The sequence below is a fragment of the Bradyrhizobium sp. CB3481 genome, from assembly GCF_029714305.1.
Classification (GTDB): domain Bacteria; phylum Pseudomonadota; class Alphaproteobacteria; order Rhizobiales; family Xanthobacteraceae; genus Bradyrhizobium.
Genome location: NZ_CP121647.1, coordinates 1,687,021 through 1,711,341 on the forward strand (window position 1 = coordinate 1,687,021; position 24,321 = coordinate 1,711,341).

Annotated in this window: 24 protein-coding genes; 7 read left to right on the top strand and 17 right to left on the bottom strand. The window is 63.7% G+C overall.

Annotation, left to right across the window (positions count from 1 at the left end; genetic code table 11):
* Positions 1-22 precede the first annotated feature (22 nt).
* Entirely contained in the window at positions 23-424 is a 402-nt protein-coding gene (locus QA643_RS08125) for a carboxymuconolactone decarboxylase family protein (protein ID WP_283032673.1), read from the bottom strand.
* A 146-nt stretch (positions 425-570) separates the two neighbouring features.
* Here QA643_RS08125 and QA643_RS08130 point away from each other — a divergent pair, with 146 nt between their 5' ends.
* A complete protein-coding gene (locus tag QA643_RS08130; protein ID WP_283032674.1) occupies positions 571-996 on the top strand; it encodes a YeeE/YedE family protein in 426 nt (141 codons plus the stop codon).
* A 2-nt stretch (positions 997-998) separates the two neighbouring features.
* Entirely contained in the window at positions 999-1,454 is a 456-nt protein-coding gene (locus tag QA643_RS08135; RefSeq protein ID WP_283032675.1) for a DUF6691 family protein, read from the top strand.
* A 9-nt stretch (positions 1,455-1,463) separates the two neighbouring features.
* Here the strand turns inward: QA643_RS08135 and QA643_RS08140 are convergent, their stop codons facing one another.
* From QA643_RS08140 to QA643_RS08155, 4 genes are all read right to left on the bottom strand, one after another.
* A complete protein-coding gene (locus QA643_RS08140) occupies positions 1,464-2,258 on the bottom strand; it encodes a L,D-transpeptidase (protein ID WP_283032676.1) in 795 nt (264 codons plus the stop codon).
* Between the two features lie 291 nt (positions 2,259-2,549).
* Positions 2,550-3,311, bottom strand: coding sequence for an ABC transporter permease (locus QA643_RS08145; RefSeq protein WP_283032677.1), 762 nt, complete (start codon positions 3,309-3,311; stop codon positions 2,550-2,552).
* The gene (locus QA643_RS08150; RefSeq protein WP_283032678.1) at positions 3,308-4,240 is read right to left on the bottom strand and encodes an ABC transporter ATP-binding protein; all 933 of its coding nucleotides are present in this window, start codon (positions 4,238-4,240) and stop codon (positions 3,308-3,310) included. Before QA643_RS08150 ends, QA643_RS08145 begins: the two co-directional genes overlap by 4 nt.
* Positions 4,241-4,368: 128 nt before the next feature.
* Positions 4,369-6,987, bottom strand: coding sequence for a UvrD-helicase domain-containing protein (locus QA643_RS08155; RefSeq protein WP_283032679.1), 2,619 nt, complete (start codon positions 6,985-6,987; stop codon positions 4,369-4,371).
* A 288-nt stretch (positions 6,988-7,275) separates the two neighbouring features.
* On the opposite strand from QA643_RS08155, the gene QA643_RS08160 reads away from it, so the two are divergent.
* Positions 7,276-7,449, top strand: coding sequence for a DUF1328 domain-containing protein (locus QA643_RS08160; protein WP_028350352.1), 174 nt, complete (start codon positions 7,276-7,278; stop codon positions 7,447-7,449).
* 76 nt (positions 7,450-7,525) lie between these two features.
* Here the strand turns inward: QA643_RS08160 and QA643_RS08165 are convergent, their stop codons facing one another.
* Positions 7,526-8,368 carry a class I SAM-dependent methyltransferase gene (locus QA643_RS08165; RefSeq protein ID WP_283032680.1) on the bottom strand — a complete coding sequence of 281 codons (843 nt, stop codon included), beginning with the start codon at positions 8,366-8,368 and terminating at the stop codon, positions 7,526-7,528.
* 181 nt (positions 8,369-8,549) lie between these two features.
* On the opposite strand from QA643_RS08165, the gene QA643_RS08170 reads away from it, so the two are divergent.
* On the top strand, positions 8,550-10,085 hold the full coding sequence (locus QA643_RS08170) for a helix-turn-helix domain-containing protein (protein WP_283032681.1): 1,536 nt from the start codon (positions 8,550-8,552) through the stop codon (positions 10,083-10,085).
* Positions 10,086-10,089: 4 nt separating this feature from the next.
* On the opposite strand, the gene QA643_RS08175 is transcribed toward QA643_RS08170, so the two are convergent.
* A complete protein-coding gene (locus QA643_RS08175; RefSeq protein WP_283034741.1) occupies positions 10,090-10,575 on the bottom strand; it encodes a thioesterase family protein in 486 nt (161 codons plus the stop codon).
* Between the two features lie 134 nt (positions 10,576-10,709).
* On the opposite strand from QA643_RS08175, the gene QA643_RS08180 reads away from it, so the two are divergent.
* Positions 10,710-12,128, top strand: a complete 1,419-nt coding sequence (locus QA643_RS08180; protein WP_283032682.1) for an FAD-linked oxidase C-terminal domain-containing protein — start codon at positions 10,710-10,712, stop codon at positions 12,126-12,128.
* A gap of 442 nt (positions 12,129-12,570) precedes the next feature.
* On the opposite strand, the gene QA643_RS08185 is transcribed toward QA643_RS08180, so the two are convergent.
* On the bottom strand, positions 12,571-12,858 hold the full coding sequence (locus QA643_RS08185) for a hypothetical protein (RefSeq protein ID WP_283032683.1): 288 nt from the start codon (positions 12,856-12,858) through the stop codon (positions 12,571-12,573).
* A 524-nt stretch (positions 12,859-13,382) separates the two neighbouring features.
* Between QA643_RS08185 and QA643_RS08190 the strand changes: the two genes are divergently transcribed.
* A complete protein-coding gene (locus QA643_RS08190) occupies positions 13,383-14,081 on the top strand; it encodes an outer membrane beta-barrel protein (RefSeq protein ID WP_283032684.1) in 699 nt (232 codons plus the stop codon).
* Positions 14,082-14,150: 69 nt separating this feature from the next.
* On the opposite strand, the gene QA643_RS08195 is transcribed toward QA643_RS08190, so the two are convergent.
* The 9 genes from QA643_RS08195 to QA643_RS08235 form a co-directional block, all read right to left on the bottom strand.
* The gene (locus QA643_RS08195) at positions 14,151-15,137 is read right to left on the bottom strand and encodes a hypothetical protein (RefSeq protein ID WP_283032685.1); all 987 of its coding nucleotides are present in this window, start codon (positions 15,135-15,137) and stop codon (positions 14,151-14,153) included.
* On the bottom strand, positions 15,134-15,922 hold the full coding sequence (locus QA643_RS08200) for a creatininase family protein (protein ID WP_283032686.1): 789 nt from the start codon (positions 15,920-15,922) through the stop codon (positions 15,134-15,136). Before QA643_RS08200 ends, QA643_RS08195 begins: the two co-directional genes overlap by 4 nt.
* Before the next feature lie 17 nt (positions 15,923-15,939).
* Positions 15,940-16,725: a DNA-binding domain-containing protein gene (locus tag QA643_RS08205; protein ID WP_283032687.1), complete on the bottom strand. Its 786-nt coding sequence runs from the start codon at positions 16,723-16,725 to the stop codon at positions 15,940-15,942.
* Positions 16,722-17,627 carry a DUF692 domain-containing protein gene (locus tag QA643_RS08210; protein WP_283032688.1) on the bottom strand — a complete coding sequence of 302 codons (906 nt, stop codon included), beginning with the start codon at positions 17,625-17,627 and terminating at the stop codon, positions 16,722-16,724. Before QA643_RS08210 ends, QA643_RS08205 begins: the two co-directional genes overlap by 4 nt.
* A gap of 112 nt (positions 17,628-17,739) precedes the next feature.
* Complete coding sequence (locus tag QA643_RS08215) at positions 17,740-17,997, bottom strand: hypothetical protein (protein WP_283032689.1); 258 nt, start codon at positions 17,995-17,997, stop codon at positions 17,740-17,742.
* A 193-nt stretch (positions 17,998-18,190) separates the two neighbouring features.
* The gene (locus QA643_RS08220; protein WP_197520947.1) at positions 18,191-18,454 is read right to left on the bottom strand and encodes a hypothetical protein; all 264 of its coding nucleotides are present in this window, start codon (positions 18,452-18,454) and stop codon (positions 18,191-18,193) included.
* A gap of 381 nt (positions 18,455-18,835) precedes the next feature.
* The gene (locus tag QA643_RS08225) at positions 18,836-20,620 is read right to left on the bottom strand and encodes a DUF255 domain-containing protein (protein ID WP_283032690.1); all 1,785 of its coding nucleotides are present in this window, start codon (positions 20,618-20,620) and stop codon (positions 18,836-18,838) included.
* Between the two features lie 56 nt (positions 20,621-20,676).
* Positions 20,677-21,174: a DoxX family protein gene (locus tag QA643_RS08230; RefSeq protein WP_283032691.1), complete on the bottom strand. Its 498-nt coding sequence runs from the start codon at positions 21,172-21,174 to the stop codon at positions 20,677-20,679.
* 149 nt (positions 21,175-21,323) lie between these two features.
* Positions 21,324-22,055 carry a cytochrome c biogenesis protein CcdA gene (locus tag QA643_RS08235; protein ID WP_283032692.1) on the bottom strand — a complete coding sequence of 244 codons (732 nt, stop codon included), beginning with the start codon at positions 22,053-22,055 and terminating at the stop codon, positions 21,324-21,326.
* Between the two features lie 199 nt (positions 22,056-22,254).
* Between QA643_RS08235 and QA643_RS08240 the strand changes: the two genes are divergently transcribed.
* Positions 22,255-24,300, top strand: a complete 2,046-nt coding sequence (locus QA643_RS08240; protein WP_283032693.1) for an adenylate/guanylate cyclase domain-containing protein — start codon at positions 22,255-22,257, stop codon at positions 24,298-24,300.
* The last annotated feature ends 21 nt before the right edge of the window (positions 24,301-24,321 follow it).

Genomic DNA, 24,321 nt, shown 5'->3' on the forward strand with positions numbered 1-24,321 from the left:
CTGACCTCCGGGCGTGACCTTGTCACTCGAGACGGATCTCTTCCTCTTCGCGAACGGTACTTAGTTTGCCCAACGGTTTCGTCGTAGCGGCCTCGAATTGGGCGAACGCTTCGAGCGCGTGGCTCGCGTACATCACCGACGGGCCTGCGCCCATGTAGATCGCCATTCCCAGCGTTTCGCTGACCTCTTCCTTTGTGGCGCCCTGTTCCACGCAAGCCTTGACGTGAAAGGCGACGCAATCGTCGCATCGCACCGCAACCGCGATGCCGAGCGCGATTAGTTCCTTGGTCTTGGCATCCAGCGCCTTCGAAACCGTCGCCGCCTTTGCAATGCCCGCGAACGCCTTCATGACGTCGGGAGCTGATCCGCGAAGACTACGCAGGAGAGCGCTTAAATCGGTGGTTTGTTGCGGCCAATTGGTCATCGATTTTGCCTTGTGGTTGCCTTGCACGATATGTCCACCAGCTTGCCTGGCCCGCATTGCGATGGATCAAGGCGGTTCTGCGGATGTTGCCATCATGCAAGGTGCGCCTATGATTGGCGCGTGCCCATCGAACCCACGGAAATCTCATGGCCAATTTCACCCCCGTATCGGCCGCGATCGGCGGCGTTCTGATCGGGCTTTCCGCCGTTCTCCTGATGCTGTCGACCGGCCGGATCGCCGGCGTCAGCGGCATCTTCAGCGGCCTGCTCAATCTGCGCGGCGAGGACAAGGGTTGGCGCACCGCGTTCATCGCCGGGCTCATTCTCGCACCCGTGATCGCCGGCCTCATTGGCTACGGCATGTCGCCGCCGAAGCTGCCGGCAAGCTGGGCAGTCATCATCGTGGCGGGCCTCCTGGTCGGCTTCGGCACACGGCTCGGCGGCGGCTGCACTTCCGGTCACGGCATCTGCGGCATCGCACGGCTGTCGCCGCGCTCCATTGCCGCCACGATCGTGTTCATGGTGACGGCGGTTATCACCGTCGCGATCACGCATCACGTGCTGGGAGGCTGACCATGGCGATCATCGCTCCCTTGCTGTGCGGCCTGATCTTCGGCGCGGGCCTGTTGATTTCAGGGATGGTGCAGCCGACAAAGGTTTTAGGCTTTCTGGATATCTTCGGCGCGTGGGACCCGAGCCTTGCGGTGGTGATGGCGGGGGCGCTTGCGGTGTCGGTGCCGGGCTTCAGGCTGGCGGGTAGTAACTCGCGGCCGTGGCTGGCCGGGCAATATTTCCTGCCTGGCAAATCGGGCATCGACCTGCCGCTGGTCGCCGGCGCGGCGCTGTTCGGGGCAGGCTGGGGCCTCGTTGGATTATGCCCGGGGCCGGCATTGGAGAGCCTGGCGACGCTCTCGCCCGGAGCCATAGTCTTCGTGGTCGCAATGGCCGCTGGAATGATCGCGCACGACATTTGGCAGCAGGCGCTGCTCACCGCGCAGGGCGACCGCCTGGCGAGTGCGACGGACGGCTGACGTCGCGGGCTAATACAGCCCGCGCTGCTGATAGTATTGCTGGCGCGGCTGGTAGTAGTAGCCCTGCGGCGCCGGCGCATAGCCGCGGTTGTCGTAATATTGCGGTTGTTGCTGCTGGTAGGCCTGGGTGTCGTAGACGCGGCGGCTCGGCGGCGCCGGATAGCGCGCCTCGGTGGAAGAACCATCGGCCGGATAGATGTAGCCGTCATCGGCGCGCGCCTGCGGCGCCAGCCGCTGCTGCGGTGTAATCACGACGGGATCGCCGGCCGCGGAGTCGTATTGCTGTCCAGATTGTTGCTGTTCATATTGCGGCAGCGGCGCGCGTCGGGCGACGGCCGTATTGCCGCGCTGCCGCGGGTTGCGCGCCAGCGCCACCTGCGACGAGCCGGTCAAGGTCACCGTGGTGTTGAGCACGCCTTGCTCCTTGACCAGCGCATATAGCGTCGCGGCGTTGGCGCGCGAGAGCCGCACGCAGCCATGCGAGGCCGGCGAGCCCAAGCGGTTGACGGAATCCGTGCCATGAATGGCGTGGCCGATCTTCGTGAAGAAGATCGAATGCGGCATCGGCGCCTCGTCGAATTCCTTGGAGTAGTGATCCTCTTCCATACGGAAGGTGCGGAAGCTGCCGTTCGGCGTCTCGTAGGAGGGAATACCCGACGACACCGGCCAGCGGTAACGCTCGACGCCGTCGACGGCGACGGTCATCAGCTGGTTGTCCTTATCGACGGATATGGCGACCTTGGCTTGAGCTACGCCCGAGGCAAACAGCGTCAGGGCGGTGACGGCAACGAGGAAGGAACGCATTTTACCTTTGGCCTCCGGGCCCCTGTACTAAAAAATGCCGGCTCTCCGTCCCCGACATCCAATATGCCCGGAAACCGACACTGGTTCCAGTGGCCTGCACCTGCAATCGTTAACGCCTCCCGCGGCGCAAACAAGGCGTGAGGACGGCGCAACCAGCGGCAAAGTGCTGACATTTTCGCGAGCGGGCTTTGGGGCGTTACTGTAGGTCCGTCATTCCGGGATGGTCCGTAGGACCAGACCCGGAATCTCGAGATTCCGGGTTCGCTGCGCGCCCCGGAATGACGTGCCGCATCAATTCTTCAGCCGATACCCGGTCCTGAAGATCCACCACACCAAGACCGTGCAGATGGCGAGGAAGCCAAGCGTCATGCCCAGGCTCAAGCCCACGCTGACGTCGGAGATCTCATAAAAGCTCCAGCGGAAGCCCGAGATCAGGTAGACCACCGGATTGAGCAGTGTGATGGTGCGCCAGCCCGAGGGCAGCATGTTCACCGAGTAGAAGCTGCCGCCGAGGAAGGTCAGCGGCGTCACCACCAGCATCGGGATCATCTGCAGCTTCTCGAAACCGTCGGCCCAGATGCCGATGATGAAGCCGAACAGGCTGAACGTCACCGCCGTCAGCACCAGGAAGGTCAGCATCCACAGCGGATGCTGGATATGCAGCGGCACGAACAGCGCTGCGGTCGCCATGATGATCACGCCGAGGATGATGGATTTGGTCGCGGCGGCGCCGACATAGCCGATCACGATCTCGACATAGGAAACCGGCGCCGACAATATTTCGTAGATGGTTCCGACAAATTTCGGAAAATAGATGCCAAACGAGGCGTTGGCGATGCTCTGGGTCAGCACCGACAGCATCACGAGCCCCGGCACGATAAAGGTGCCGTAGCTGACGCCCTCGACCTCGGTGATGCGCGAGCCGATCGCGGCGCCGAACACGACGAAATAGAGCGAGGTCGAAACCACCGGCGAGACGATGCTCTGCAGCAGCGTGCGCCAGGTGCGGGCCATTTCGAACAGGTAGATGGCGCGGATCGCACGGTAATTCATGGCGCTTTCACCAGGCTGACAAAGATATCCTCGAGCGAAGACTGGTTGGTGTCGAGGTCCGAGATGTGGATGCCGGCGTTGCGGAGGTCGCTGAGCAGACTGGTGATCCCGGTACGCTCGCCCTTAGTGTCGTAATCATAGATCACGGCGCGGCCGTCATCCGACAGTTCGAGATTGTAGGCGGCAAGCGAGGCGGGGAGCGCGTCGACCTTGCCCTGCAGGTAGAGCTTCAAATGTTTCTTGCCGAGCTTCTGCATCAGCCCCGCCTTGTCCTCGACCAGGATGATCTCGCCCTTGTTGATGACGCCGATGCGGTCGGCCATTTCCTCGGCTTCCTGGATGTAATGCGTCGTGAGGATGATGGTGACGCCGGAAGCCTGCAATTTGCGCACCACGTCCCACATGCCCTTGCGCAGTTCGACGTCGACGCCCGCGGTCGGCTCGTCCAGGAACAGGATCTGCGGCTCGTGCGACAGCGCCTTTGCGATCATCACGCGGCGTTTCATGCCGCCGGACAGCGTGATGATCTTTGAATCCTTTTTGTCCCACAGCGACAGGTCCCTCAGCACTTTCTCGATGTGCGCCGGGTTCTTCGGCTTGCCGAACAAGCCGCGGCTGAAGCTGACGGTCGCCCATACCGTCTCAAAGGAGTCGGTGTGCAGCTCCTGCGGCACCAGGCCGATCAGCGAGCGCGCCGCGCGGTAGTCACGGTTGATGTCATGCCCGCCCACCGCGACGCTGCCTTCGCTCAAATTGGCGATGCCGCAGATGATGCTGATCAGCGTGGTCTTGCCGGCGCCGTTTGGCCCGAGCAGCGCAAAAATCTCGCCGCGCCTGATGTCCAGATTGACGTCCTTCAGCGCCTTGAAACCGGAGCCGTAGGTTTTTGACAGATGCGAGACGGATATGATGGGTGGTGAAGCGAGCATGGCAATCTGAAACGGAATTTGCCCACGTCGAAGCGGCGCTTCGGCCGGGTCGAGGCGGGGAGGGGTGGGAACCGGGAGATAGGAACGTTCTGTCGCTTATGCAATCGCGCGGGGGAAAATTATCGCTGTTAAGCCCGCTCCACAAAACTATCGACCACCTTCTTCTCGCCGGCCTTTTCGAACGCGATGGTCAGCTTGTTGCCGTCGATCTTCACCACATGGCCGTAGCCGAATTTCTGGTGAAACACGCGGTCGTCGAGCGAGAATTCCGATACCGTGCCGGTGGATTTTGCGACCAGCTCGCCTTCGATCACCATCGGGCCGCGCTTGTTGCGCGAAAAGCCGCCTCCGAAGGTATCGCCGCGCGCGTCAGAAAATGATGATTGGCTTTCCTCGAAGCCGCCGCGCGCCTGGCCTCCGCCGCGACCGCCTTGGCCACGATTGCGGTTGGCCTGCGCGCGCTGCCAGCCGGGCGTGGAGTAGCTGGAGCCGAAGGATTCGATGTTGTCGAAGCGCGACGGGCCGTAGCCGCCGGCGCCGCCCCAGCCGGAGCCGCCCTTGGATTCCGTGATCTCGACATTGGCTGACGGCAGCTCGTCGAGGAATCGCGAGGGGATTGTGGTCGACCACGTGCCGTGGATGCGCCGGTTGGTGGCGAAGAACAGCTTTGCGCGGCGGCGGGCGCGCGTCAGGCCGACATGGGCGAGGCGCCGTTCTTCCTCGAGGCCGGCGCGGCCCTGTTCGTCGAGCGTGCGCTGGCTCGGAAACAGGCCTTCCTCCCAACCGGGCAGGAAGACGTTGTCGAACTCCAGCCCCTTGGCCGAATGCAGCGTCATCAGCGATACCGCTTCGTCGCCGGCTTCGCCGTCGCGGTCCATCACCAGCGAGATGTGTTCGAGAAAGCCTTGCAGGTTCTCGAACTCTTCCATCGAGCGGATCAGTTCCTTGAGGTTGTCGAGCCGGCCCGCGGCGTCGGCCGAGCGGTCCTTCTGCCACATCTCGGTATAGCCGCTCTCGTCGAGCACGATTTCGGCGAGCTCGGTGTGAGCCGTCACATCGCGCTGGGCGCGCCAGCGGTCGAATTGCATGATGAGATCGCGCAAGCTGCCGCGCGCCTTCGGCTTTAGTTCGTCGGTCTCGACCACGGCGCGCGCCGCTTCGAACAGCGGCATGCGCCGCTTGCGGGCGTGGTCGTGCAGCAATTGCACGGTGGCATCGCCAAGCCCGCGCTTGGGCACATTGACGATGCGCTCGAAGGCGAGGTCGTCGGCGGGCGAATTGATCACGCGCAGATAAGCCAGCGCGTCGCGGATTTCGGCGCGCTCATAGAAGCGTGGGCCGCCGATCACGCGGTAGGGCAGGCCGAGCGTGACAAAACGATCTTCGAACTCGCGCATCTGGAACGAGGCGCGGACCAGGATCGCGACCTCGTTGAGGTTTTCACTCGCGCGCTGCAGCTCCTCGATCTCCTCGCCGATGGCGCGGGCTTCCTCTTCCGAATCCCACGCGCCGGTTACCGTGACCTTTTCGCCATCGACATCCTCGGTGCGCAGCGTCTTGCCGAGCCGGCCTTCATTGTGCGCGATCAGATGCGAGGCGGCGGCAAGGATATGGCCGGTGGAGCGGTAATTACGCTCCAGGCGGATCACCTTGGCGCCGGGAAAATCGTGCTCGAAGCGCAGGATGTTGTCGACCTCCGCGCCGCGCCAGCCGTAGATCGACTGGTCGTCGTCGCCGACGCAGCAGATGTTTTTGGGCGGTGTCTGCGATTGTGGCGTCGTCATTCCGGGATGCGCCGAGGGCGCAGACCCGGAATCCAGAGATGAGTCCTCACCATATCGAGATTCCGGGTTCACGCCTGCGGCGTGCCCCGGAATGATGGGAGCATCAGTGGCGCCAGGAATGATCGCCGAGAGCGGCAAGCCGGGCCGCGACGGCGCCTGCGACAGCAGCCGCAGCCACAGATATTGCGCGACGTTGGTGTCCTGATATTCGTCGACCAGAATGAACTTGAAGCGACTCTGGTATTGCCGGAGCACATCGGGGTTTTCGCGGAACAGCCGGATATTCTCCAGCAAGAGATCGCCGAAATCGGCGGCGTTGAGGATCTTCAGCCGCTCCTGATAGCTGGCGTAGAGCTTGCCGCCCTTGCCGTTGGCGAACATCGCGGCTTCGCCCGCCGGCACCTGGCCGGGCGCGAGCCCGCGGTTCTTCCAGCCATCGATCAGGCCAGCCAGCATGCGCGCCGGCCAGCGCTTGTCGTCGATATTCTCGGCCTGCAACAGCTGCTTGAGCAGGCGGACCTGATCGTCGACGTCGAGCACGGTGAAGTTGGATTTCAGCTGCACCAGTTCGGCGTGGAAGCGGAGGATGCGCCCGCCGATCGAGTGGAAGGTGCCGAGCCAGGGCATGCCCTCCACGGCTTGGCCGAGCATCTGGCCGAGCCGCAGCTTCATCTCGCGCGCGGCCTTGTTGGTGAAGGTCACCGAGAGAATTTCCTGCGGCCGGGCGCGGCCCTGGCTCAGGATGTGGGCGATGCGGGTCGTCAGCACCCGCGTCTTGCCGGTGCCGGCGCCGGCCAGCACCAGAACCGGCCCATCCAGCGTCTCGACCGCCTCGCGCTGCTCGGGGTTGAGCCCATTGAGATATTGCGGGCCCGCCGCGGCGCGCGCCCGCGCGGCAATGCCGCCAGCGGCGGGCTGGTGCTCGGGGACGCCGTGATGGGGCAGTTTGTTCGGCTCGGTCATTCTCGAATCGTCTCGGCCCCACGATGGCACCGTGAGGCGGTAAAGGGGAGCCTTCATAGCAGGGATTATGGGCCATATAGGGTCTATCGGGCCGTTTTGACAGGTTTATCCCGGTGCATTTGCCGGCCTGATTTCGCGCGCGACGGGCGATTTTGTTCCTCAAAAATCGTCAAATTTCGCGATTCCAGTGCCCGGAACCAACATTACCGGCCCGTATTGATCCTGCGGTCGATGCGCGGCATCGCCGTCGCTGGCATCGAGAAAGCAACAGCCAATCGAGGTCGTATCATGCTGAGCTGGGTCGTTACATTTCTGATCATCGCGTTGATCGCGGGTGTTCTGGGCTTCGGCGGCATCGCCGGCGCCTCCGTCGAAATCGCCAAGGCGATCTTCTTCATCGCCGTCATCCTGTTCCTGATCTCGGCGGTCGTCGGCTTGGTCCGCGGACGCAGCAATGTCTAGCGGGCGTAGCTAACGCCCATGCAAAATCGGCGGCGACGGCTAATCGCCGTCACCGCCGCATCTCGCCGGATTTTCGTCAGCGTTTGACGATGACGATTTCCAGATATTCGCTTCCCAGCACCATGGTGCCGTCCTCGGCGCGGTTCATCGACGCGATCAGCTTCAGGATGTCGTCGGCGAGACGGCGCTGATTGGTTTCATCAAGCGCGGCAAAGGCTTTCAGCGTGGGGCCGTAGTAATTCCTGAATACGTCGAGGAAATGCAGCGGGGACTTGTAGCGGAACATGAAGTGACGCTTCTCCGCCTTGACCGAAGCCGCCGACGTTCCGAACATCTCCGTGATCCGCGCCTGCGTCCCCCATAGCGCGGGCGATTTTGCGCCGGCCGGCGGCGGCAGGTATTTGCCGAGCGTCTTGAACAGCTGCCCGATGAATCCGTCCGGCGTCCAGTTGGCGAGGCCGATCTTGCCGCCGCTCTTGCATACCCGCAAAAGCTCCGAGGCGGCGCGATCATGGTCCGGCGTGAACATCACGCCGAAGGTCGAAAGCACGGCGTCGAACGTCGCATCGCCAAAGTCGAGCGCCTCGGCATCCGCTTCCCTGAACTGGACCGACAGGCCTTCCGCCGCGGCGCGGGCGCGGCCGCGCTCGAGCAGGCTCGGCACATAGTCGGTCGAGACGACGTCGCACCAGCGCCGCGCCGCGGCCAGCGTGGCGTTGCCGTTGCCGGCGGCGACGTCGAGCACCTTCTGGCCGGCGCGCAGGTCGAGCGTCTCGCATAGTTCCTCGCCGACGATCTGCAGCGTGGTGCCGACCACAGCGTAGTCGCCGGACGACCAGGCGCCGTGCTGGCGGGTTTTCAGGGCGGAAAGATCGACCTGGCCGGGTTGCTGGGCCTGGGCAGTCGCGGTGGTAGCCATGTCACTTCTCCTTTGAAGCAGGTGAATTTGTTTGAAGCAGGTGAATTTGCCGATTTCAGCGTGATGCCGGCTTAGGCCAGGGGCTCGCCGGGGGGCTATCCGTTTTGCGACAGGGCTATCCGGATCGTGAACCTTTCGGCCGGTCCGGGGACTCACCACGAGGGTGGCCTCGGAGTTACGGATGATTGCCAGTCAGGGGATCTCGGCGGCGGCCTCGCCGCTGCCGCGCGGTGTCAAGCGTGCGTTCGATGCGATGCGGGCCAATGTCGGCCACAATTGGCGCCTGGCCGAGCTTGCCGGCATCGCCGGCGTTTCCGCCAGAACCCTGCAACGCCAGTTCCTCACCTTTGTCGGCAAGAGCCCACGCGCTGTGTTGCGCGAGATCGGGCTCGACTGCGCCCGCCGCGAGCTGCTGCAGGGCAGCCCCGGCGTCAAGATCATGGACGTGGCGCTGCGCTGCGGCTTCACGCATTTTGGACGATTCTCGATCGCCTATCGCCGCCGCTACAGTGAAACCCCGTCGCAGACCCTGAAGCGGCAGACCGTGCTTACGGACGCGCTCGGCGCCATGCCTTCGCTGCTCGTGCCGGCGCGAGACCGGGTGGTGATCGCGTTCGGGCCGATCGAGGCTGCGGCTGAGCACCTGGCGCTGGCGGCCGATATCGCCGACGATCTCGCTACCGCGCTCGTCCGCGCCGGGCTAGCGGTCGCCACGCGGTCGGTGGCGGCGCGCTACCATCTGGGCGGGGCGATCCGCGGAGCGGGCACGCAAGCGCACCTGACTATCCGCCTGGTCGACACCGAAACCGGCGGCCAGCTCTGGGCGCATCGCATCGACGGCATTCTGCATGACGACGTCGCAACGACCGAGCATCTCGCGGCCAGGATCGCCGCGGCGCTGCAGTCCTGCCTGCGTCTGGCGGAGATCGACCGCGCGCTGCGCAAGCCGGCGGCCGGTCTCGGCGCGCAGGATCTGGCGCTGCGCGCGATGCCGGGCGTGCTTTCGCTCGATGCGTGCGGCAACGCCCGCGCGCTCGAAATGCTCGATCGCGCCATGGAAGAGGATCCGAACCAGCCGCTCGCCATCGCACTGGCGGCGTGGGCCCATGTCCAGCGCGCAGTCTATCACTTCACCCACGCGCCGCAGCAGGAACGCGCCCGCAGCCTGGAGCTGACACACCGGGCGAGGGCGCTCGGCGGCGATGCCACCGTGCTCGCCATCCTCGGCAACGCGCTATCGCTGCTTAGGGAGTTCGATGCCGCTGATCTCGTCACGCGCAAGGCGCTTGCGATCGACGGCGGATCGGCCTGGGCATGGAGCCGCAGCGGATGGATCGATGTCTACAAGGGCGTTCCGCAGTCCGCCATTGAGCGCTTCAAGATTGCGCTGGACCTCGCCCCCCATGACCCGCTGGCGTTCAACAGCATGGTCGGAATCGGCTGCGCACTCTTCACCGCCGGTCAATATGCCGAGGGTGCGCGCTGGCAGGAGCGCGCGCTGGCCGAACATCCGTCGGCAAGCTGGGTGCACCGGACGCTGTGTCCGGCCCATGTGCTTGCCGGACAGGCGCGAGAGGCCCGCCGCAGCCTCGATGGGCTACGGCAGCATTATCCCGATCTGACGGTATCGGAAGTGCAGCGCGGCATGCCGCCGCTGCCGCCAAGCCAGTGCAATCTGGTGGTCGGCGCGCTGCAGGAGGCCGGGCTGCCGGCCTGAACCGCTATTTCCGGGGCATCGCGACCGTGCGGCCGATGCCCTCCGGCCGCGGCACCGCGGCGTGTGAAGCTACCACCTGCGCGATGCGCGCGCGGATATCCGGCGGGAACGGCGCAACCTTGCGTGCCTTCATGTCCATATGCAGCGTCATGTTCTCCGAGGTGGCGGACAGCCAGCCCTCGCTGGCATGGCGCAGATCCTCGAACGTATGCAGCCGCTTCTCGTCATTTTCGAGCAGATAGACCGTCACCTGCACGGGATCGCCGAGATGAATCTCGCGCACATAGCGCACATGGGCTTCGGCGGTGAAGGTCGAGCACTGACGCTCCTTCATGTAGGCCGGCCCGATGCCGAGCTGCAGCCACATTTCGTCGATCGCCCGGTCCATCATCACGTTGTAATAGGCCATGTTGAGGTGGCCGTTATAGTCGATCCATTGCGGCTCGATCTGCATGATCGAGGACACAAACGGAGCCGGCGGCAGCGGCATATCCTTCAGGCTATCTTCTTGGTTTTCCCTGGCCGTGGCACCGCTCGTCATCATCCATCCCTTGTTCGTTTCGCGCTCTTGACCCTCCTTATATCCTTTGCCACGGTCCGCTCAAATTCGGGAGGAATTTGAACGTGGCGACGACGATATCGGGTAGTGTGAAGCGGCCGGAACCGCAGGCTGTGGCAAGTGCGGTGGAGGCGCTGGCGGCGCGTTTCGGCAACCGGCTGATTACGTCGCAGGCGGTGCGCGAGCAGCATGCCCATACCACCACCTGGCTGCCGACCCAGCCGCCGGACGCGGTGGTGATGGCGCAGGAAACCGCCGATATCCAGGACGTGGTGCGGATCTGCGCCAGACATGGCGTGCCCGTGATTGCGTTCGGCACCGGCACCTCGCTGGAGGGCCAGGTCAATGCGCCGGCCGGCGGTGTCTGTATCGACCTGCGCGACATGAACCGGATTCTGGAAGTCCATGCCGAAGATCTCGACTGCGTGATCCAGCCCGGCGTGACCCGCAAGGCACTCAACGAGCATCTGCGCGACCAGGGCCTGTTCTTCCCGATCGATCCCGGCGCCGACGCCTCGCTCGGCGGCATGACATCGACGCGGGCGTCCGGCACCAATGCGGTGCGTTACGGCACCATGCGCGAGAACGTGCTGGCGCTGAAGGTGGTGCGCGGCGACGGCGAGATCATCACGACAGGGACGCGGGCCAAGAAATCCGCGGCCGGCTACGACCTGACGCATCTGTTCGTCGGCGCCGAGGGCACGCTCGGCATCATCTCCGAACTCACCATCAAGCTGCGCGGCATTCCCGAGACGATTGCGGCCGCGGCCTGCTCGTTCGAGACCGTGCGCGGCGCCTGCCAGGCCACGATCCTGGCGATCCAGACCGGCATTCCGCTCGCCCGCATCGAACTGCTCAACGCGGAGCAGGTGCGCGCCTGCAACGCCTATTCCAAGCTGACCCTGCCGGAGACGCCGCTGCTGCTGCTTGAATTCCACGGCAGCGAGGTCGAGGTGGCCGAGCAATCGAAGAATTTCGGCGAGATCGCCAAGGAATGCGGCGGCGGCGATTTCACCTGGACCACCCGGCCGGAGGATCGCACCAAGCTGTGGCAGGCGCGGCACGACGCCTATTGGTCGGTCAAGGCGCTACGCCCCGGCGCGGGTGTAGTGGCGACCGACGTCTGCGTGCCGATCTCCCGGCTCGCTGATTGCGTCACCGAGACCGAGGAAGACCTGAAGCGGCTCAATCTGCTGTCGCCGATCGTCGGCCATGTCGGCGACGGCAATTTCCATTGCTCGCTGGTCTGCGACGTCGACAACAAGGACGAAATGGCGCGCGGCGAGGAATTCATGCATCGTCTCGTCGAGCGCGCGCAGGCGATGGGCGGCACCTGCACCGGTGAGCACGGCATCGGGCAGGGCAAGCAGAAATACCTCAAGGCCGAGCTCGGCGTCGAAGCGATCGACGCCATGCGCGCGCTCAAGCAGGCGCTCGATCCGCAGAACATTTTCAACCCGGGGAAGATCGTGCCGGTGGGGTAGGGCGCGTATTGATTAATCCGGTTCCGCGAACGCGGCCTGCTCAAATGTCCGCTTCGCTCCGATGGTGGCCCAACTGCCGCGCCGCAACGAAACGACGCTGTGGGCCATAAGCCTTCGTCAAGACTAGCAGCAATCGACAAAGGGACGGTGCCCTCATCGTTCAAATTGTTCGATCAATATCTCTAGCAAGGCAAACGAGCTTACGACCATCATCGCGTCGATCAATACCCATGCAATGAGCACGCCGTAGAATGCTTCGGGATGCTCCACTCTGTCATACACCCGCGTTGCTCCCGCTTCGACGGTCCCTGTTCGGACCGCTGAACGAAACATACGGGCAGTGAGATAGAGCGAACATGCTCCACCGAGGAGTGCGAGACAAAGATAGAGTGCTGGTACGAACATCGGATGAAAACCCAAGGCCAAGAGCGGCCGTCTACCATCAAGAACTGCGGTCGATAGCGTCTCGGTTCTCTGAGGTGATCGATAACCATCGGCGAAGCTCAGGCGTGGGCTGCCGAATGCCCTGCCTTGCGCGGCGGCCAATCAATTTGGAATGCCGGAAGAACCCGTAAGCGGTGAGCAGGAGCGTAAAGATCGCGGTGACGACGTAACCAGCTGCGAGAAGCACAAAACAAGCTATCGCCACAGCGCAGAACACCGCGTTCCACAATAAGACGAAGACAAGATAAGTTCTGCCGGTCGGGATGCCGCTGCTCATGCTGATCACTTATGCTTCCTTGTGATCCGCCGCACCTCCAGTTTGGCCCAACCGGCGTGCTGACGCAGCCATGGTAAAGATTGCATTAGCGCCCTAATATGAGTTCGGCTCGAAGTTTGCTTGCTCAGTTCCGCTTCGGGTCATTTCGACCCGGACGAAGCCAGTAGCAGGTCCCGCTATATCGGCCATGCCCCCGAATGCGGCTCGCTGCTCTCTACGACAAACTCGCCGCCACCGCCTTGCCTTCATCCAGCTTGCATCGATTAGCTATGGCTGCGCGCAATGAGTCCACGCCCCAGAGGCGCCCGTGGTCCGCCACCTTCGCGTTGAAACCGCAAGTGGTGAGAAAACGCCTGCAACGAGCTTATTCTCTCACAGGTTGCACATTGTGGCGGCGATCCCAATTTCGTTCCAAACATAGCCTCGTTTCAACACGGCGCCGCCCGACTTAAACATCGTCGCGCCCGAACTGCCCTCTTCAGCTTGGTTCCGCAACATGTGTTGCGTGTGCGTGCGTGATGAGGTGCGTTAAAATGCGTTTTCTTTCCTGGGGGATTGTTGCCGCTTGCGGCTTCTTGTTGGCAGGTCCGGCGGCCAAGGCGGCCGACATGCGTGTTCCGGACCTGCCATCGCCCTCCTACAACTGGACCGGCTTTTATGCGGGTATCTACGGCGGCGGCGGGTATGCGGCCTGGGCTGCCGACTACTGCCGAAACGGCGGGTGCCGTCATTCGGAAGGGCAGGCGAGCGGCTTCGCGGCCGGTGTCTATGGCGGCTACAATCACCAGTTCGCCAACCGCTTTGTGATCGGCGGCGAGTTCGAGTGGGGCAAGTCCTCCTCGTCGCGCGATGAACTGATTTTTGGCGACAGCGCCCTGCTGTCGAGTTTCGGCGCGTTCGGTGCGGCCCGTTTGCGCGCCGGCTACGCGTTCGACCGTCTGCTGGCGTATGGCGCCGTCGGTGTCGGCGTGGCCACTATCGGCAACGGCTACCGCCATACGGTGCAGAAGGGATGCGACACCGTGCAGGAGATGATCTGGGACGAGCAGGTCAAGGCCGGGCTGGTCGTGGGCGGCGGCTTCGAATACGCCTTCACAAAACATTTCGTCGGACGCGGCGAATATCTCTACGCCGATTATGGCAGTGTCACGCTATCCGGCAAGGACCGCACCCGAACCGAATTCCGCAACGAGATGCACCGCGTGCGCGTCGGCGCCAGCTACAAGTTCTGATATCTGGGCGCAGAGGATCCGGCAGCGGCAGGCTGCCGGATCGTCGCGCTTGCCTTTCCGAGCGTCCTATTATCCGTGTGGCGCGGTAATCGCCTTGCGGATCGCGGCAAGCGGCGCGGCGTCGTCGAACTCGATGTCTTCGCCGATCCGCTTCAATCCGAGCTCGCGCCATAGTGCTGCAAGGTCCGGCGTCACCGATCTTGGTCCCATCTCGCCGTGAAGGCGGGTCAGCACATCGACGCCGACGGCCTTATCGGCGGTTGAGAGAATGCGCTCGATCGACCAGTCCTGCTCGTGATTGCCGCCGGCGGCGAGCACGCCGCGCATCGCGTCCTGCAGGCCGAGGCGATTATTCGTAGCCTTGCGGATTTCGATATCGGCGAGCAGGCAGAACATGGCGCCACCCCAATATTTCCGTCCCCAGGTGGGGGTGTTGTCGAGGCCCTCGTCGCCGGCTTGCGGCAGTCCCTTCGGCATGTCGCGCATCATGGCCTGCCAGATTTCCCGCGCCGGCAGGTCGCCGGCCTGCACCCGCGCGACCGGCTCGATATAGACGGCCAGCCCTTCCGACAGCCAGGCGTAGCGATCGGGCATGTCGGGCAGGGCGGTATGCACCATCTCGTGCACCATCACCCAGTCGCGGTGCAAAACCTCTTCCGTCGAATCGCGGCCGAGCGGAATGCGGATGGCGGCGCCGCCATAGCCCCACGTCGTGCCGCCGCGAATGCGCGCGCCATCGACGGGCACCAGCAGCAGCCGCAGCGAGTTGACCGGAAAGCGCCCGTAATAGGTCGTGACCGCGCGGGCCGACATCCTGATCCAGTCGAGCAGTTTTTCCCGTGGCAACGCCGTCTCGCCCGGCGCAAAGGCGACGTGGATGGTGCCGCCGCCGATTTCGAGATCGGTCTTGGGCAGCCGGTCGAACGCGTCATAGGGCATGCGGCCGCCGCGCATATATTCCGACTGCGCGTCGGCGCGGAACGAGATCGTGCCTGCCAGCATCGCGGCAATGACCGCGCTGGCCATCGTCCAGCGAATGGCGCCGGCGGTTTTCATCGGGGCAAATTGTGCATTGTGGTCGCCCGGTGCGCATCGGGCTCCTGTCCAACGAACGCTGCAGCCTGTTCATGCAGATCGTCGAGCATGGCGGCGAGCAGGGCTTCGCCCTTGGCAGCCGTCGCCCGCGTCGGATCGCCAAAGCTGCCGGAGCGGCTGTAGTTCGGCGAATCCGGATCTGATGGCGTCAACTGCCCCGGGGTCTCCTCGTCGAGCGTGGGGCTGGCTTCGGCGCGCGTCATATCGACCAGATGCGGCGCTATTGCCAGCATCAGCGAGGTTTCCATCTCGTCGGCATGGCTGCCATGGCTCTGCTCGGCGAGCTGCCGGGCGACGCGCGGATAGCGCGGGCCCTCGTGGATCCACAAATGCCTGATCCGCGCGGCGTCGAGCCGCGCCAGCGCGCGATCGACCGGTGCCAGGGTGCTGATCCCGGTATTGAGCACGACCAGCTTGCGGCATCCGCCATCGAGAATCTGTCCCGCAACCTCGCGCACCAGCGCCTCGAAGGTCGCAATCGACAGGCTGCTGCTGCCGGCATATTCGACGAAGGCAGGGTAGTGGCCGTAGGTCAGCGTCGGCCAGACCAGCGCGTCGATCTTTTCCGCGATCTTGCCCGCGAGCCATTCCGCCTGGATGCGGTCGGTATTGAGTGGCAGGTGAAAGCCGTGCTCCTTGGCGGCGGCGCCGATCGGCAATATCCCCGCTGCGCCGTCCTTGATGCGGCGGGCGACCTCGTCCCAATGCATGCGCTCGATGAAATGGCGATCGGTGTCTATTCCCATTCGCCGAGCGCTCCCCTTCATGAGCTGACGGAAACATCCGTCAATAGTCCCGCCGTGATCCAGCCGTGCAGATAGCCGGCGCCGCGGCCGGCCGCACCGTCAGGATCGTCATAGGTCGCAAGCATCTCGCAGAGCACGCCGAACGGAATGCCGTTTGCGGCCTCGTCCCACATCATCGCCTCTTCGGCAGACAGCTCGCGGAACATCGGCGTTGTGTCCTGGCGCCAGATCAGGAGATACGCAGGGTGCTCCAGCCCGGCGGCATCCGGCGGCGTTTCCTCGTTCTTCAACGCAAGCCAGATCGCCGCCGCATTGGTCGCGACGTCGAGCCTGGCGGTGCTGGGATGCGGCTTAAATCGGAGAACCGACCAGACCTCTGGCGCGAAGCCCGCCATGTCTGTCAGTTCGACCACCTTGCCTTCCGCGGCGTCGAACGCATCGTTGAGCGCCTTCTCCAGCGCCGCGAGATCGGACAATTCAGGGTGTTGAGCATAAGGTGCGGTCGATTTCAGAAATTCCGGCAGGCCCTGCGAGAACCAGCGCAGGTTCGGATGCGCGGATGGACGCGCCTTGACATAGGCATGTCCCATCTCGTCGAACATCTCGTCGCCGAGATAAAGATGCAGCAGTTCGTGGTCGTTGCGCATGGCCTCGACCAGCCGCGAGCCATAGGCGTAGCGGTAGACGCCGAACAGCACGTCGCGCTTTTCGCGGGGGCTGTCGAGAATCTCGGCCAGCGCCGTGTCGTCGCCGTCAAGGATGCCGCGCTGAAACTCGGCCTGCTGTCGCGCGAAGTCGCTCATTCGGGCGGCGTGCCTGCGGGGAGGATTTTCTCGGCCATTTCGCGCGTCCTGGCTACCTCGAGCAGGAGCTCTTCGAGCGGCGGGATGTTGTCGTCGCGCTCGATCATGGTCGAGACGCGGCCGAAGCGCCTTAGCGCCGCGGCATAGAGCTCCCAGACATCCTCGCACACCGGGTGATCATGGGTGTCGATGATGTGGGTGCCCATGTGGCTGTGGCCGGCCATGTGAAACTGCACCACGCGATCCGCCGGAATGCCGTTGAGAAAGGTCAGGGGATCGTAGCCGTGGTTGAAGGCGCTGACATAGACGTTATTGACGTCGAACAGCAGCCAGCATCCGGAGCGTTGCGACAGCTCGGACAGAAACTCCCATTCCGTCATTTCGGAATTGTTGAACTGGACATAAGTCGAGACGTTTTCGAGCACGATGGCGCGGCCGAGAAAATCCTGCACCAGTTGCACCCGGCTGACGACGTGACCCAGTGCTTCCCTGGTGTAGGGAATCGGCAGCAGGTCATGCAGGTTCTTGCCGTGCACGCCGGTCCAGCACAAATGGTCGGAGACCCATTTCGGCTCGACGCGACGGGCGAGATCCTTCAGGGCCTGCAGATATTCGAAATTCGGCGGTGCGGTGGAGGCGATCGACATCGACACGCCGTGCATCACGACCGGATAGCGCTCGCGAATGCGATCGAGCGTGCGCAGCGGTTGGCCGCCGGGCAGCATGTAGTTCTCGCTGATGACCTCGAACCAGTCGATCGGCGGATGGCCGCTGAGGATTTCATCGTAGTGCTGGTGACGCAGGCCGAGACCGAAGCCGAGGAAGGCCGGCTTCTCCGACGTCACCGGGCGATCTGCAAGCGGGGCCGCCGAGCTATCAGGCAATCTGCTTGCGACGTTCATCTCGTCTCCGTCGAACGGCGCCGTCAAAAACCGGGCGGCGTCTCCAAATTATCACGGCAACCTACCATGGAAGCGAGGCCCGGCCTACGCCGGGCCCCGATCGAGCCGCGGCTCAGGACGGCTGGAACTTGCCCTTGGCGGCGTCGCACTTTTCCTTGGTCATGGCCGAGAAGCCCTGACCTTTGCAGGCGTTCTGGCCCTTACAGGCATTCGCGCCGCCCTTGCACGCGCTCTGGCCCTTGCAGGCATTGGCGCCGATGCATTTGCCTTCACCGGCAGCAAAGGTGACGGTCGACACGGTGGTGCCGGCCAGGAACAAGGTGGCAGCGGCGGCTGCCAGCGCGGCGCCGGACTTGGATGTCATCTTCATTTGTATCCTCCAAGAGAAGTTAAGAGGGTGCACCGCCCGTAAGCAGCGACAGATCCAGCCGACAAACGGCACCCGGAGAAAGCTACGCGGCGGGTTCGGATTAAGTTACAGGCGCGGCCAACTTTATTTTAGCTGCCGGTGCCAAACAATGAAGGCCCGGCGGAGCCGGGCCCCCACGCCTTGGATCCGCCGATCAGCCTTTGACGAACTTGGCGCCCATGGCGGCGCAAGCCTTTTCGGAAGTCGCCGAGAAACCCTGGCCCTTGCAGGCGTTCTGGCCCTTGCAGGCGTTCGCGGCGCCCTTGCAGGCGCTCTGGCCCTTGCAGGCGTTGCCGGCCATGCACTTGCCCTGGGCGGCGTTCGCCGGCGTCGACACCGTCGATACCACCGAGCCGGCGAGGAACAGGGTGGCGGCGGCAGCGGCAAGCGTCGCACCGGATTTGGAATTCAGCTTCATGACGATCTCCTCGATCATTGTTAAGGACAGGACGTCGCGAGCATCTGCTGATCGTTCGATCGCGGACCCCCACAACGCGAGCGATGTGACGGATGACAATTCGGTCACGGCGACCTGCCGGAGACGTCGGGCCTTCGTGATCGAGTGCTCATCCAGAGCCAGCTACGGGGCATCAGGCGATTTGGTTACAGAGTTTCAAAAGAAAATTTTCTTTTTTTGCGGTTGGGCATCCCGTCCATGTCTAACCCCGGGGCCCTTGAGAGTATTTCGTTGCGCGGTGCCGTGACCTTCGGCGCGCGTCGCGCGCAAAGAAACCGCGACGCTTCAACGGATTAGCCCGGATACCTACGACAGTTGCGTTGCAGAACGGATCAGCTTGAATTACCCGCGCGCCGGCTTCAGCTTTGCCATCTGCGCGACGGTGGCCCGAAGCTCCTCGGCGTTGAACGACGGAAACGAGCAGATGCGGTTGCTGCAGGCGAAGGCTGCGGGCTCGCCGAGATCGGGATATTCGACGTCGGGGTTGGGCAGCTTGCCTTCACGCAGATCGAGCCATTCCAGGCGCTTGTAGCGGGCTGGAAGTGCGCGGCCGAGTGCGTGCAGGCTCTGGGCGCGGGCGTCGTCCTTGTGGCCGACGATGGTGATGTGGGTCGGCTCGACCGCGAGTTCTTCGTCGGCGAGCAGCACGCCGGGGAGGGGACGCATCATCCCGGCCGCGGCGCCCGCGAGGTAGCGCATCGCATGCGCCGCCTGTTCGCGATAGGTCTCGTTGCCAAAGTAACGGTTGAGCAGGTTCATGTAACGGCTCACCTGCACCTGGTCGTCGAGCAGCTTGGCGGGCTTGGCGAGCACGCCGGTCTTGCCTTCCGCCGTCTTCGAGGTGAAGAAGCCGCCGGCCTCATCGCGGAACGTCGCGACGAAATCGCCGGCCTTTGCGGCCCTCGCGAGCCAGTCGCGGTTTCCGGTCGCGGCATAGAGATCGATGAAGGCTTGGCCCATGGCGAGCGTGTCGCCGAGGAACGGGCCGCCGCGATCCTTCTCGCTATGACGGAAGCCGCCATCCGCCAGCGCGCGGTTGTCGACCACCCATTTTGCGGCGCGTTCGGCGATTGCCAGCGCCATGGCGTCGTTGGTGACGTTATAGTAGGCCGCAAGTCCCGATATTGCCCAGCCATTCTCCCGCGCATAGAGGTTCTTGTCGATGCGGGGCATGCCGAGCTTGCGCCGCTCGCTATCTGCGAGCGCGTAATATTTGTGCCCGTCGGTGTCGTGGTCGAGATCGGCGTCCTGGCTGACATAGAACGCGCCTTCGGGGCTAGTGAGGAATTCCGCGAGATAGCGCTCGATGTCGCGCGCGGCGGCGAGATATTTCGGGTCCTTCCACAGCGCATAGGCCTGGCTGTACTGCCGGAGGTATTGCGCCTGGAACGACATGATCTTTTCGAAATGCGCCCGCGTCCAGGCGCCGCCTTCGGAATATTGATAGACGCCGCCCCAGACCGGATCGATCAGCGCGATGGCGGCGTCTAACGTCTGCCGGGCGCGCTTGATGGCGATGGCGTCGCCGGCCTCAGCGCGGGAGATCGCAAGGTCCATACTGTCGGCGTCGATATATTTCTGGTTCTCGCCCCAGCCGCCGAGCTTCTCCTCGTAGGATTCGTCAACGTTCTTCATGAGCGTCGCGCGCTGCTGCTTGTCGAGGAAAGCCGACGTCGACGGCTTGACCTCAAAGGCTTCGCCGACCGACGGTCCCGGGGAGGGATCATCGATGACGGCTTTGAGCAGCGCCTGCATCCGTTCCGGCTCGATATACCCCCTGATCTTGGCGATCTCGTTGCCATCAGGAGCGAACACGATGGTCGCCGGCCAGCCCCAGTCGCCATAGCGGCTCGACAGATCAGGGTTGGCGTCCTGGTCGACGCGAACCGGCAGATATTTTTTCGCCAGCAATTCCTTCACCTTCGGATCGGCGTAGGTCGTCTTCTCCATGACGTGGCACCAGTGGCACCACACCGCTTCGAGATCGAGGATCACGAAACGTTTCTCGGCCTGCGCACGGGCAAACAGATCGTCGTCCCAGCCGCTCCATTTCGGTCCGTCCGCCGCGAACGACGGCGAAGCCGCGAGCGCGGCGAGGGCAAGGGCGGCGATGCGGACGAGTTTCATGGCGACTTCCCAGAAGGTGGCGTTGTCGCCAGCTACGCAAGCCGTGCGATCCGGGCTCAGGCTTTCGCCGATGTCACGGGATTGTGAGTGTCAGTCGCGGCTTTGGGCCGACCGCTGGCATTCAGCAGCAGCCGATCCAGCGAGGCGGCGCCAGGACCTGCGATGGCGAGCCACATGAAGCCGGCGAAGTAGGTCGCCTCCTCGAAGCCGAGCAGGGTCTCCAGCGAATCGACGTCGCCCCATTTCGCCGACCTGATGGCGACGACCATCACCACCGCCAGCATCGCGGCCGGAATGCGGGTGAACAGGCCGAGGATTAGCATGATGCCGCCGAAGAATTCGACGGATGACACGAAGGGGGTAAGGATATTGGGAAACGGGATGCCCCAACCGATAAAGTTTTCCGTCACTTGCGCCAGATTGTTGAGCTTGCCCCAGCCCGCCAGCATGAAGGTGTAGCCGACGATGAGACGCATGATCAGGGGACCGGCCCAGGAAAAATGCGAGGCGATCCGCGCGGGCAGCGAAATAAGAAGATTGATGATGAAATGCATGCGAACTCCCCTCCAACTATTTGAACTGACGGAGGCCGCGTCCTGCGGTCAGTTCTGTCAGGTGCACGCGAAAATGCCGCGCGCCCGCCTTGCGGCAACCTGGCTCTGATTGCAGTTTCGCAGGCGCCTGGCCGCTTGTTACGCGGACCTCAGCCGAAATTTTGCAGGGCCGGGAACGTCTCAAGCAGCCAGATACTGACGTTGGAGACGGCACCGGTCAGGAAGCCAATACCGGTGATCACCATCAGCACGCCCATGGCATGCTCGACCTTGCCGAGGTGCCGTTTCATTCGCGCAAACAGCGAGGAGAACTGCTCGATCATGAAGGCCGCCAGCAGGAAGGGGATTCCGAGCCCGGCGGAATAGACCGCGAGCAGGCCGGCGCCCTTGGCGACGGTGGCCTCGGCCGCCGCAATCGACAGGATCGCGGCCAGAATCGGACCGATGCAGGGCGTCCAGCCGAAGGCGAAAGCCAGCCCCATGGCATAGGCGCCCCACAGCCCGACCGGCTTGGGCATCGGCATCCGGCCTTCGCGCATCAACAGGCTGATCCGGGTCAGGCCGAGAAAGTGCAGGCCCATGATGATGATCACGATGCCGGCCAGGATCGAGAGCTGCGCCGACCAGGCCCGGATCAGGCCGCCGATCAGGGAAGCACTGGCGCCGAGCGCCACGAACACCGTGGAAAAGCCGAGCACGAACATCAGCGCCGAGGTCATGACGGCGCGCTTGGAGGCCTCTGAGGTCTCGTCATTGGCGACATGCTCGATGGTCGCGCCCGTGAGGTAGATCAGATAGGGCGGCACCAGCGGCAGAACACAGGGGGACAGGAAGCTGACAAGACCGGCAATCAGGGCCGCCGGGATGGAAACATCGTGCATTGCATGACCTTCAAGAACCGTCGCAAGGCATAGCGCCCTCTTGGCTAGTACGGAACAGCCAATCGATAAGTTTCGCCGGCATTGCGGCTCAAGTTCGGTCACAGAGCCGTGTCCGGGCGGCGGAATTTGGCCTCGCCGGCGAAACAGACGCTGCTATGGTCGCGTATTACGGTCACCAACCCGCGATTTTGGACCCCGCATGCGCCTCGGCATCCGCACCGCCATTTCCGCCCTCGTGCTGACGTCCATCGTCGTCAGCGCCGTCGGCGTGCATTTGCTGTGGTGGCGCACCGCCCAACAGGTCAGCCAGACGCTGGCCAACACCATCAACGACCAGATCGTGTCAGCCGTTGGCGACGAATTGCAGTCGGTCACGTCGGAGGCGCGCTCGTCGATGCTGGCAGTGCGGACGCTGCTGGCCGAAAAAGTGTTCGACCCGCGCGATGCCGGAAAGCGCGAAGTGGTGTTCCGCTCGCAATTGCTGTCGCAGCCGACCATCTCCTGGGTGGCGTTCGGATGGCCCGACGGCTCATTCTTCGCCGGCCACAAGCTCGGCAACAACGTGATCGAAATGCTCGAGATCTCGCCCGACCGCAATTTGCGCATCAATCGCTACGAATTCGTCGGCAACGATCTGAAACTCAAGGCCAGCTGGTTCGAAGAGACGGACTATGCCGTAACGGAGCAGGAATGGTTTCGGGTCGCCCACCAGACCAATGATGAATACTGGTCGACGCTGACGACGCATCCGCGCGGCGAACGGCTGGCGGCGGCGTTTTCGGCCCCGGTCGCGATCGACGGCAAGCCGGCCGGCGTCGTCGCCATCATCATCGAACTGACGCGCGTTTCGAATTTCCTGTCGCAGCTCACGGTTGGAAAGTCGGCCGGCGCCTTCATTCTGGAGCGGGACGGCAAGGTGGTGGCCTCGCCCGATCCCGATGCCAGCGAGCAGATGGAATTGAAAACCGATCATCCGCTGTTTCCGGTCGCGGTCGATGCGATCACGAACGCCGGCAGCGCTTACGAGCCCGGCGAAGGCCAGCCGTTCAACACCACCGTGACGCGGGACGGCAAGGCCTACCAGGCCGTCATCACGCCGATCTCCTTTCCGGGCTGGTCGTTGGTGACGGTGGTGCCAGAATCGGAATTTCTCGGGCCGGTGCGGATGACGATCAAAAATCTCCTGATCGGCCTTGCGGTTCTCATCGTCTTTGCCGGACTGCTGTCGGCCTGGCTGGCCCAGCGCCTGATCGCCGCGCCGCTGATCAAGGTGGTGAACGAGATCAGGCATGTCGAGCGCTTCGACCTCGACAAGGTGCAGCGGCATCCGTCGCGGCTGACCGAGATCGGCAATCTTTCCGGCGCGATCGGCGACATGGCGCAGGGGCTTGCCGCCTTCCGCAAATACATTCCCGCCGATCTCGTCAAGCGGCTGATCAGCGACGGCAACGGCGCGCGGCTCGGCGGCGCGGTGCGGCCGATGAGCGTGATGTTCATCGATCTCGCCGGCTTCACCGGCATGTCGGAGCGGCTCGGCGACCGCATCATTCCGCTGCTGTCGCGCTATTTCGACTGCGTCTCGGCCCAGATCCAGAGCAACAACGGCACCATCGACAAGTTCATCGGCGATGCCGTCATGGCGTTCTGGGGCGCGCCATCCGCCAATCCCGACCATGCGGTGGATTGCTGCCGCGCCGCGCTGGCGTGCCGGCGCGCGGTGGACGACGCCGGTCTCATCGACGATCACGGCCAGCCGGTTCGAATTCGTATCGGCATCAATTCCGGCGAGATGCTGGTCGGCAATATCGGCTCGGAGGTGCGGCTGAACTACACCGTGATCGGCGACGCCGTGAACATTGCGAGCCGGTTGGAGAGTACCAACAAGGCCTATGGTTCCACCATCATCATCGGTCCCGAAACCCGCCATCTTGCCGGCGAGCGCATCGCCGTTCGCGAACTCGACCGCCTCGCGGTCTATGGCCGCGCGGGCGGACTGCAGATCTATGAATTGCTCGGCATGGCCGGCGAGGCCGACGGCACGCCCGACTGGGTGGCTGCCTATGAGGCCGGGCTTGCTGCGTGGCGCGCGCGCGATTTCACGACCGCGATTGGCGCGTTCGAGAGTGTTCTGAAAGCCCGCGGGCACGATGCGGCGTCATCGGTCATGATCGAGCGCTGCCGCGAGCAGCTCGAAAATCCCGCCGGCGAAGATTGGGACGGCACGACGATCGCGCGGACCAAGTAAGATCAGGAGGCTGGCTGGCTT

Excerpts from the sequence above, each read along its gene's own strand:
- QA643_RS08125 (WP_283032673.1), bottom strand. The coding sequence starts at position 424 with ATGACCAATTGGCCGCAACAAACCACCGATTTAAGCGCTCTCCTGCGT.
- QA643_RS08130 (WP_283032674.1), top strand. The coding sequence starts at position 571 with ATGGCCAATTTCACCCCCGTATCGGCCGCGATCGGCGGCGTTCTGATC.
- QA643_RS08135 (WP_283032675.1), top strand. The coding sequence starts at position 999 with ATGGCGATCATCGCTCCCTTGCTGTGCGGCCTGATCTTCGGCGCGGGC.
- QA643_RS08140 (WP_283032676.1), bottom strand. The coding sequence starts at position 2,258 with ATGCGTTCCTTCCTCGTTGCCGTCACCGCCCTGACGCTGTTTGCCTCG.
- QA643_RS08145 (WP_283032677.1), bottom strand. The coding sequence starts at position 3,311 with ATGAATTACCGTGCGATCCGCGCCATCTACCTGTTCGAAATGGCCCGC.
- QA643_RS08150 (WP_283032678.1), bottom strand. The coding sequence starts at position 4,240 with ATGCTCGCTTCACCACCCATCATATCCGTCTCGCATCTGTCAAAAACC.
- QA643_RS08155 (WP_283032679.1), bottom strand. The coding sequence starts at position 6,987 with ATGACCGAGCCGAACAAACTGCCCCATCACGGCGTCCCCGAGCACCAG.
- QA643_RS08160 (WP_028350352.1), top strand. The coding sequence starts at position 7,276 with ATGCTGAGCTGGGTCGTTACATTTCTGATCATCGCGTTGATCGCGGGT.
- QA643_RS08165 (WP_283032680.1), bottom strand. The coding sequence starts at position 8,368 with ATGGCTACCACCGCGACTGCCCAGGCCCAGCAACCCGGCCAGGTCGAT.
- QA643_RS08170 (WP_283032681.1), top strand. The coding sequence starts at position 8,550 with ATGATTGCCAGTCAGGGGATCTCGGCGGCGGCCTCGCCGCTGCCGCGC.
- QA643_RS08175 (WP_283034741.1), bottom strand. The coding sequence starts at position 10,575 with ATGCCGCTGCCGCCGGCTCCGTTTGTGTCCTCGATCATGCAGATCGAG.
- QA643_RS08190 (WP_283032684.1), top strand. The coding sequence starts at position 13,383 with ATGCGTTTTCTTTCCTGGGGGATTGTTGCCGCTTGCGGCTTCTTGTTG.
- QA643_RS08195 (WP_283032685.1), bottom strand. The coding sequence starts at position 15,137 with ATGAAAACCGCCGGCGCCATTCGCTGGACGATGGCCAGCGCGGTCATT.
- QA643_RS08200 (WP_283032686.1), bottom strand. The coding sequence starts at position 15,922 with ATGGGAATAGACACCGATCGCCATTTCATCGAGCGCATGCATTGGGAC.
- QA643_RS08205 (WP_283032687.1), bottom strand. The coding sequence starts at position 16,725 with ATGAGCGACTTCGCGCGACAGCAGGCCGAGTTTCAGCGCGGCATCCTT.
- QA643_RS08210 (WP_283032688.1), bottom strand. The coding sequence starts at position 17,627 with ATGAACGTCGCAAGCAGATTGCCTGATAGCTCGGCGGCCCCGCTTGCA.
- QA643_RS08215 (WP_283032689.1), bottom strand. The coding sequence starts at position 17,997 with ATGAAGATGACATCCAAGTCCGGCGCCGCGCTGGCAGCCGCCGCTGCC.
- QA643_RS08220 (WP_197520947.1), bottom strand. The coding sequence starts at position 18,454 with ATGAAGCTGAATTCCAAATCCGGTGCGACGCTTGCCGCTGCCGCCGCC.
- QA643_RS08225 (WP_283032690.1), bottom strand. The coding sequence starts at position 20,620 with ATGAAACTCGTCCGCATCGCCGCCCTTGCCCTCGCCGCGCTCGCGGCT.
- QA643_RS08230 (WP_283032691.1), bottom strand. The coding sequence starts at position 21,174 with ATGCATTTCATCATCAATCTTCTTATTTCGCTGCCCGCGCGGATCGCC.
- QA643_RS08235 (WP_283032692.1), bottom strand. The coding sequence starts at position 22,055 with ATGCACGATGTTTCCATCCCGGCGGCCCTGATTGCCGGTCTTGTCAGC.
- QA643_RS08240 (WP_283032693.1), top strand. The coding sequence starts at position 22,255 with ATGCGCCTCGGCATCCGCACCGCCATTTCCGCCCTCGTGCTGACGTCC.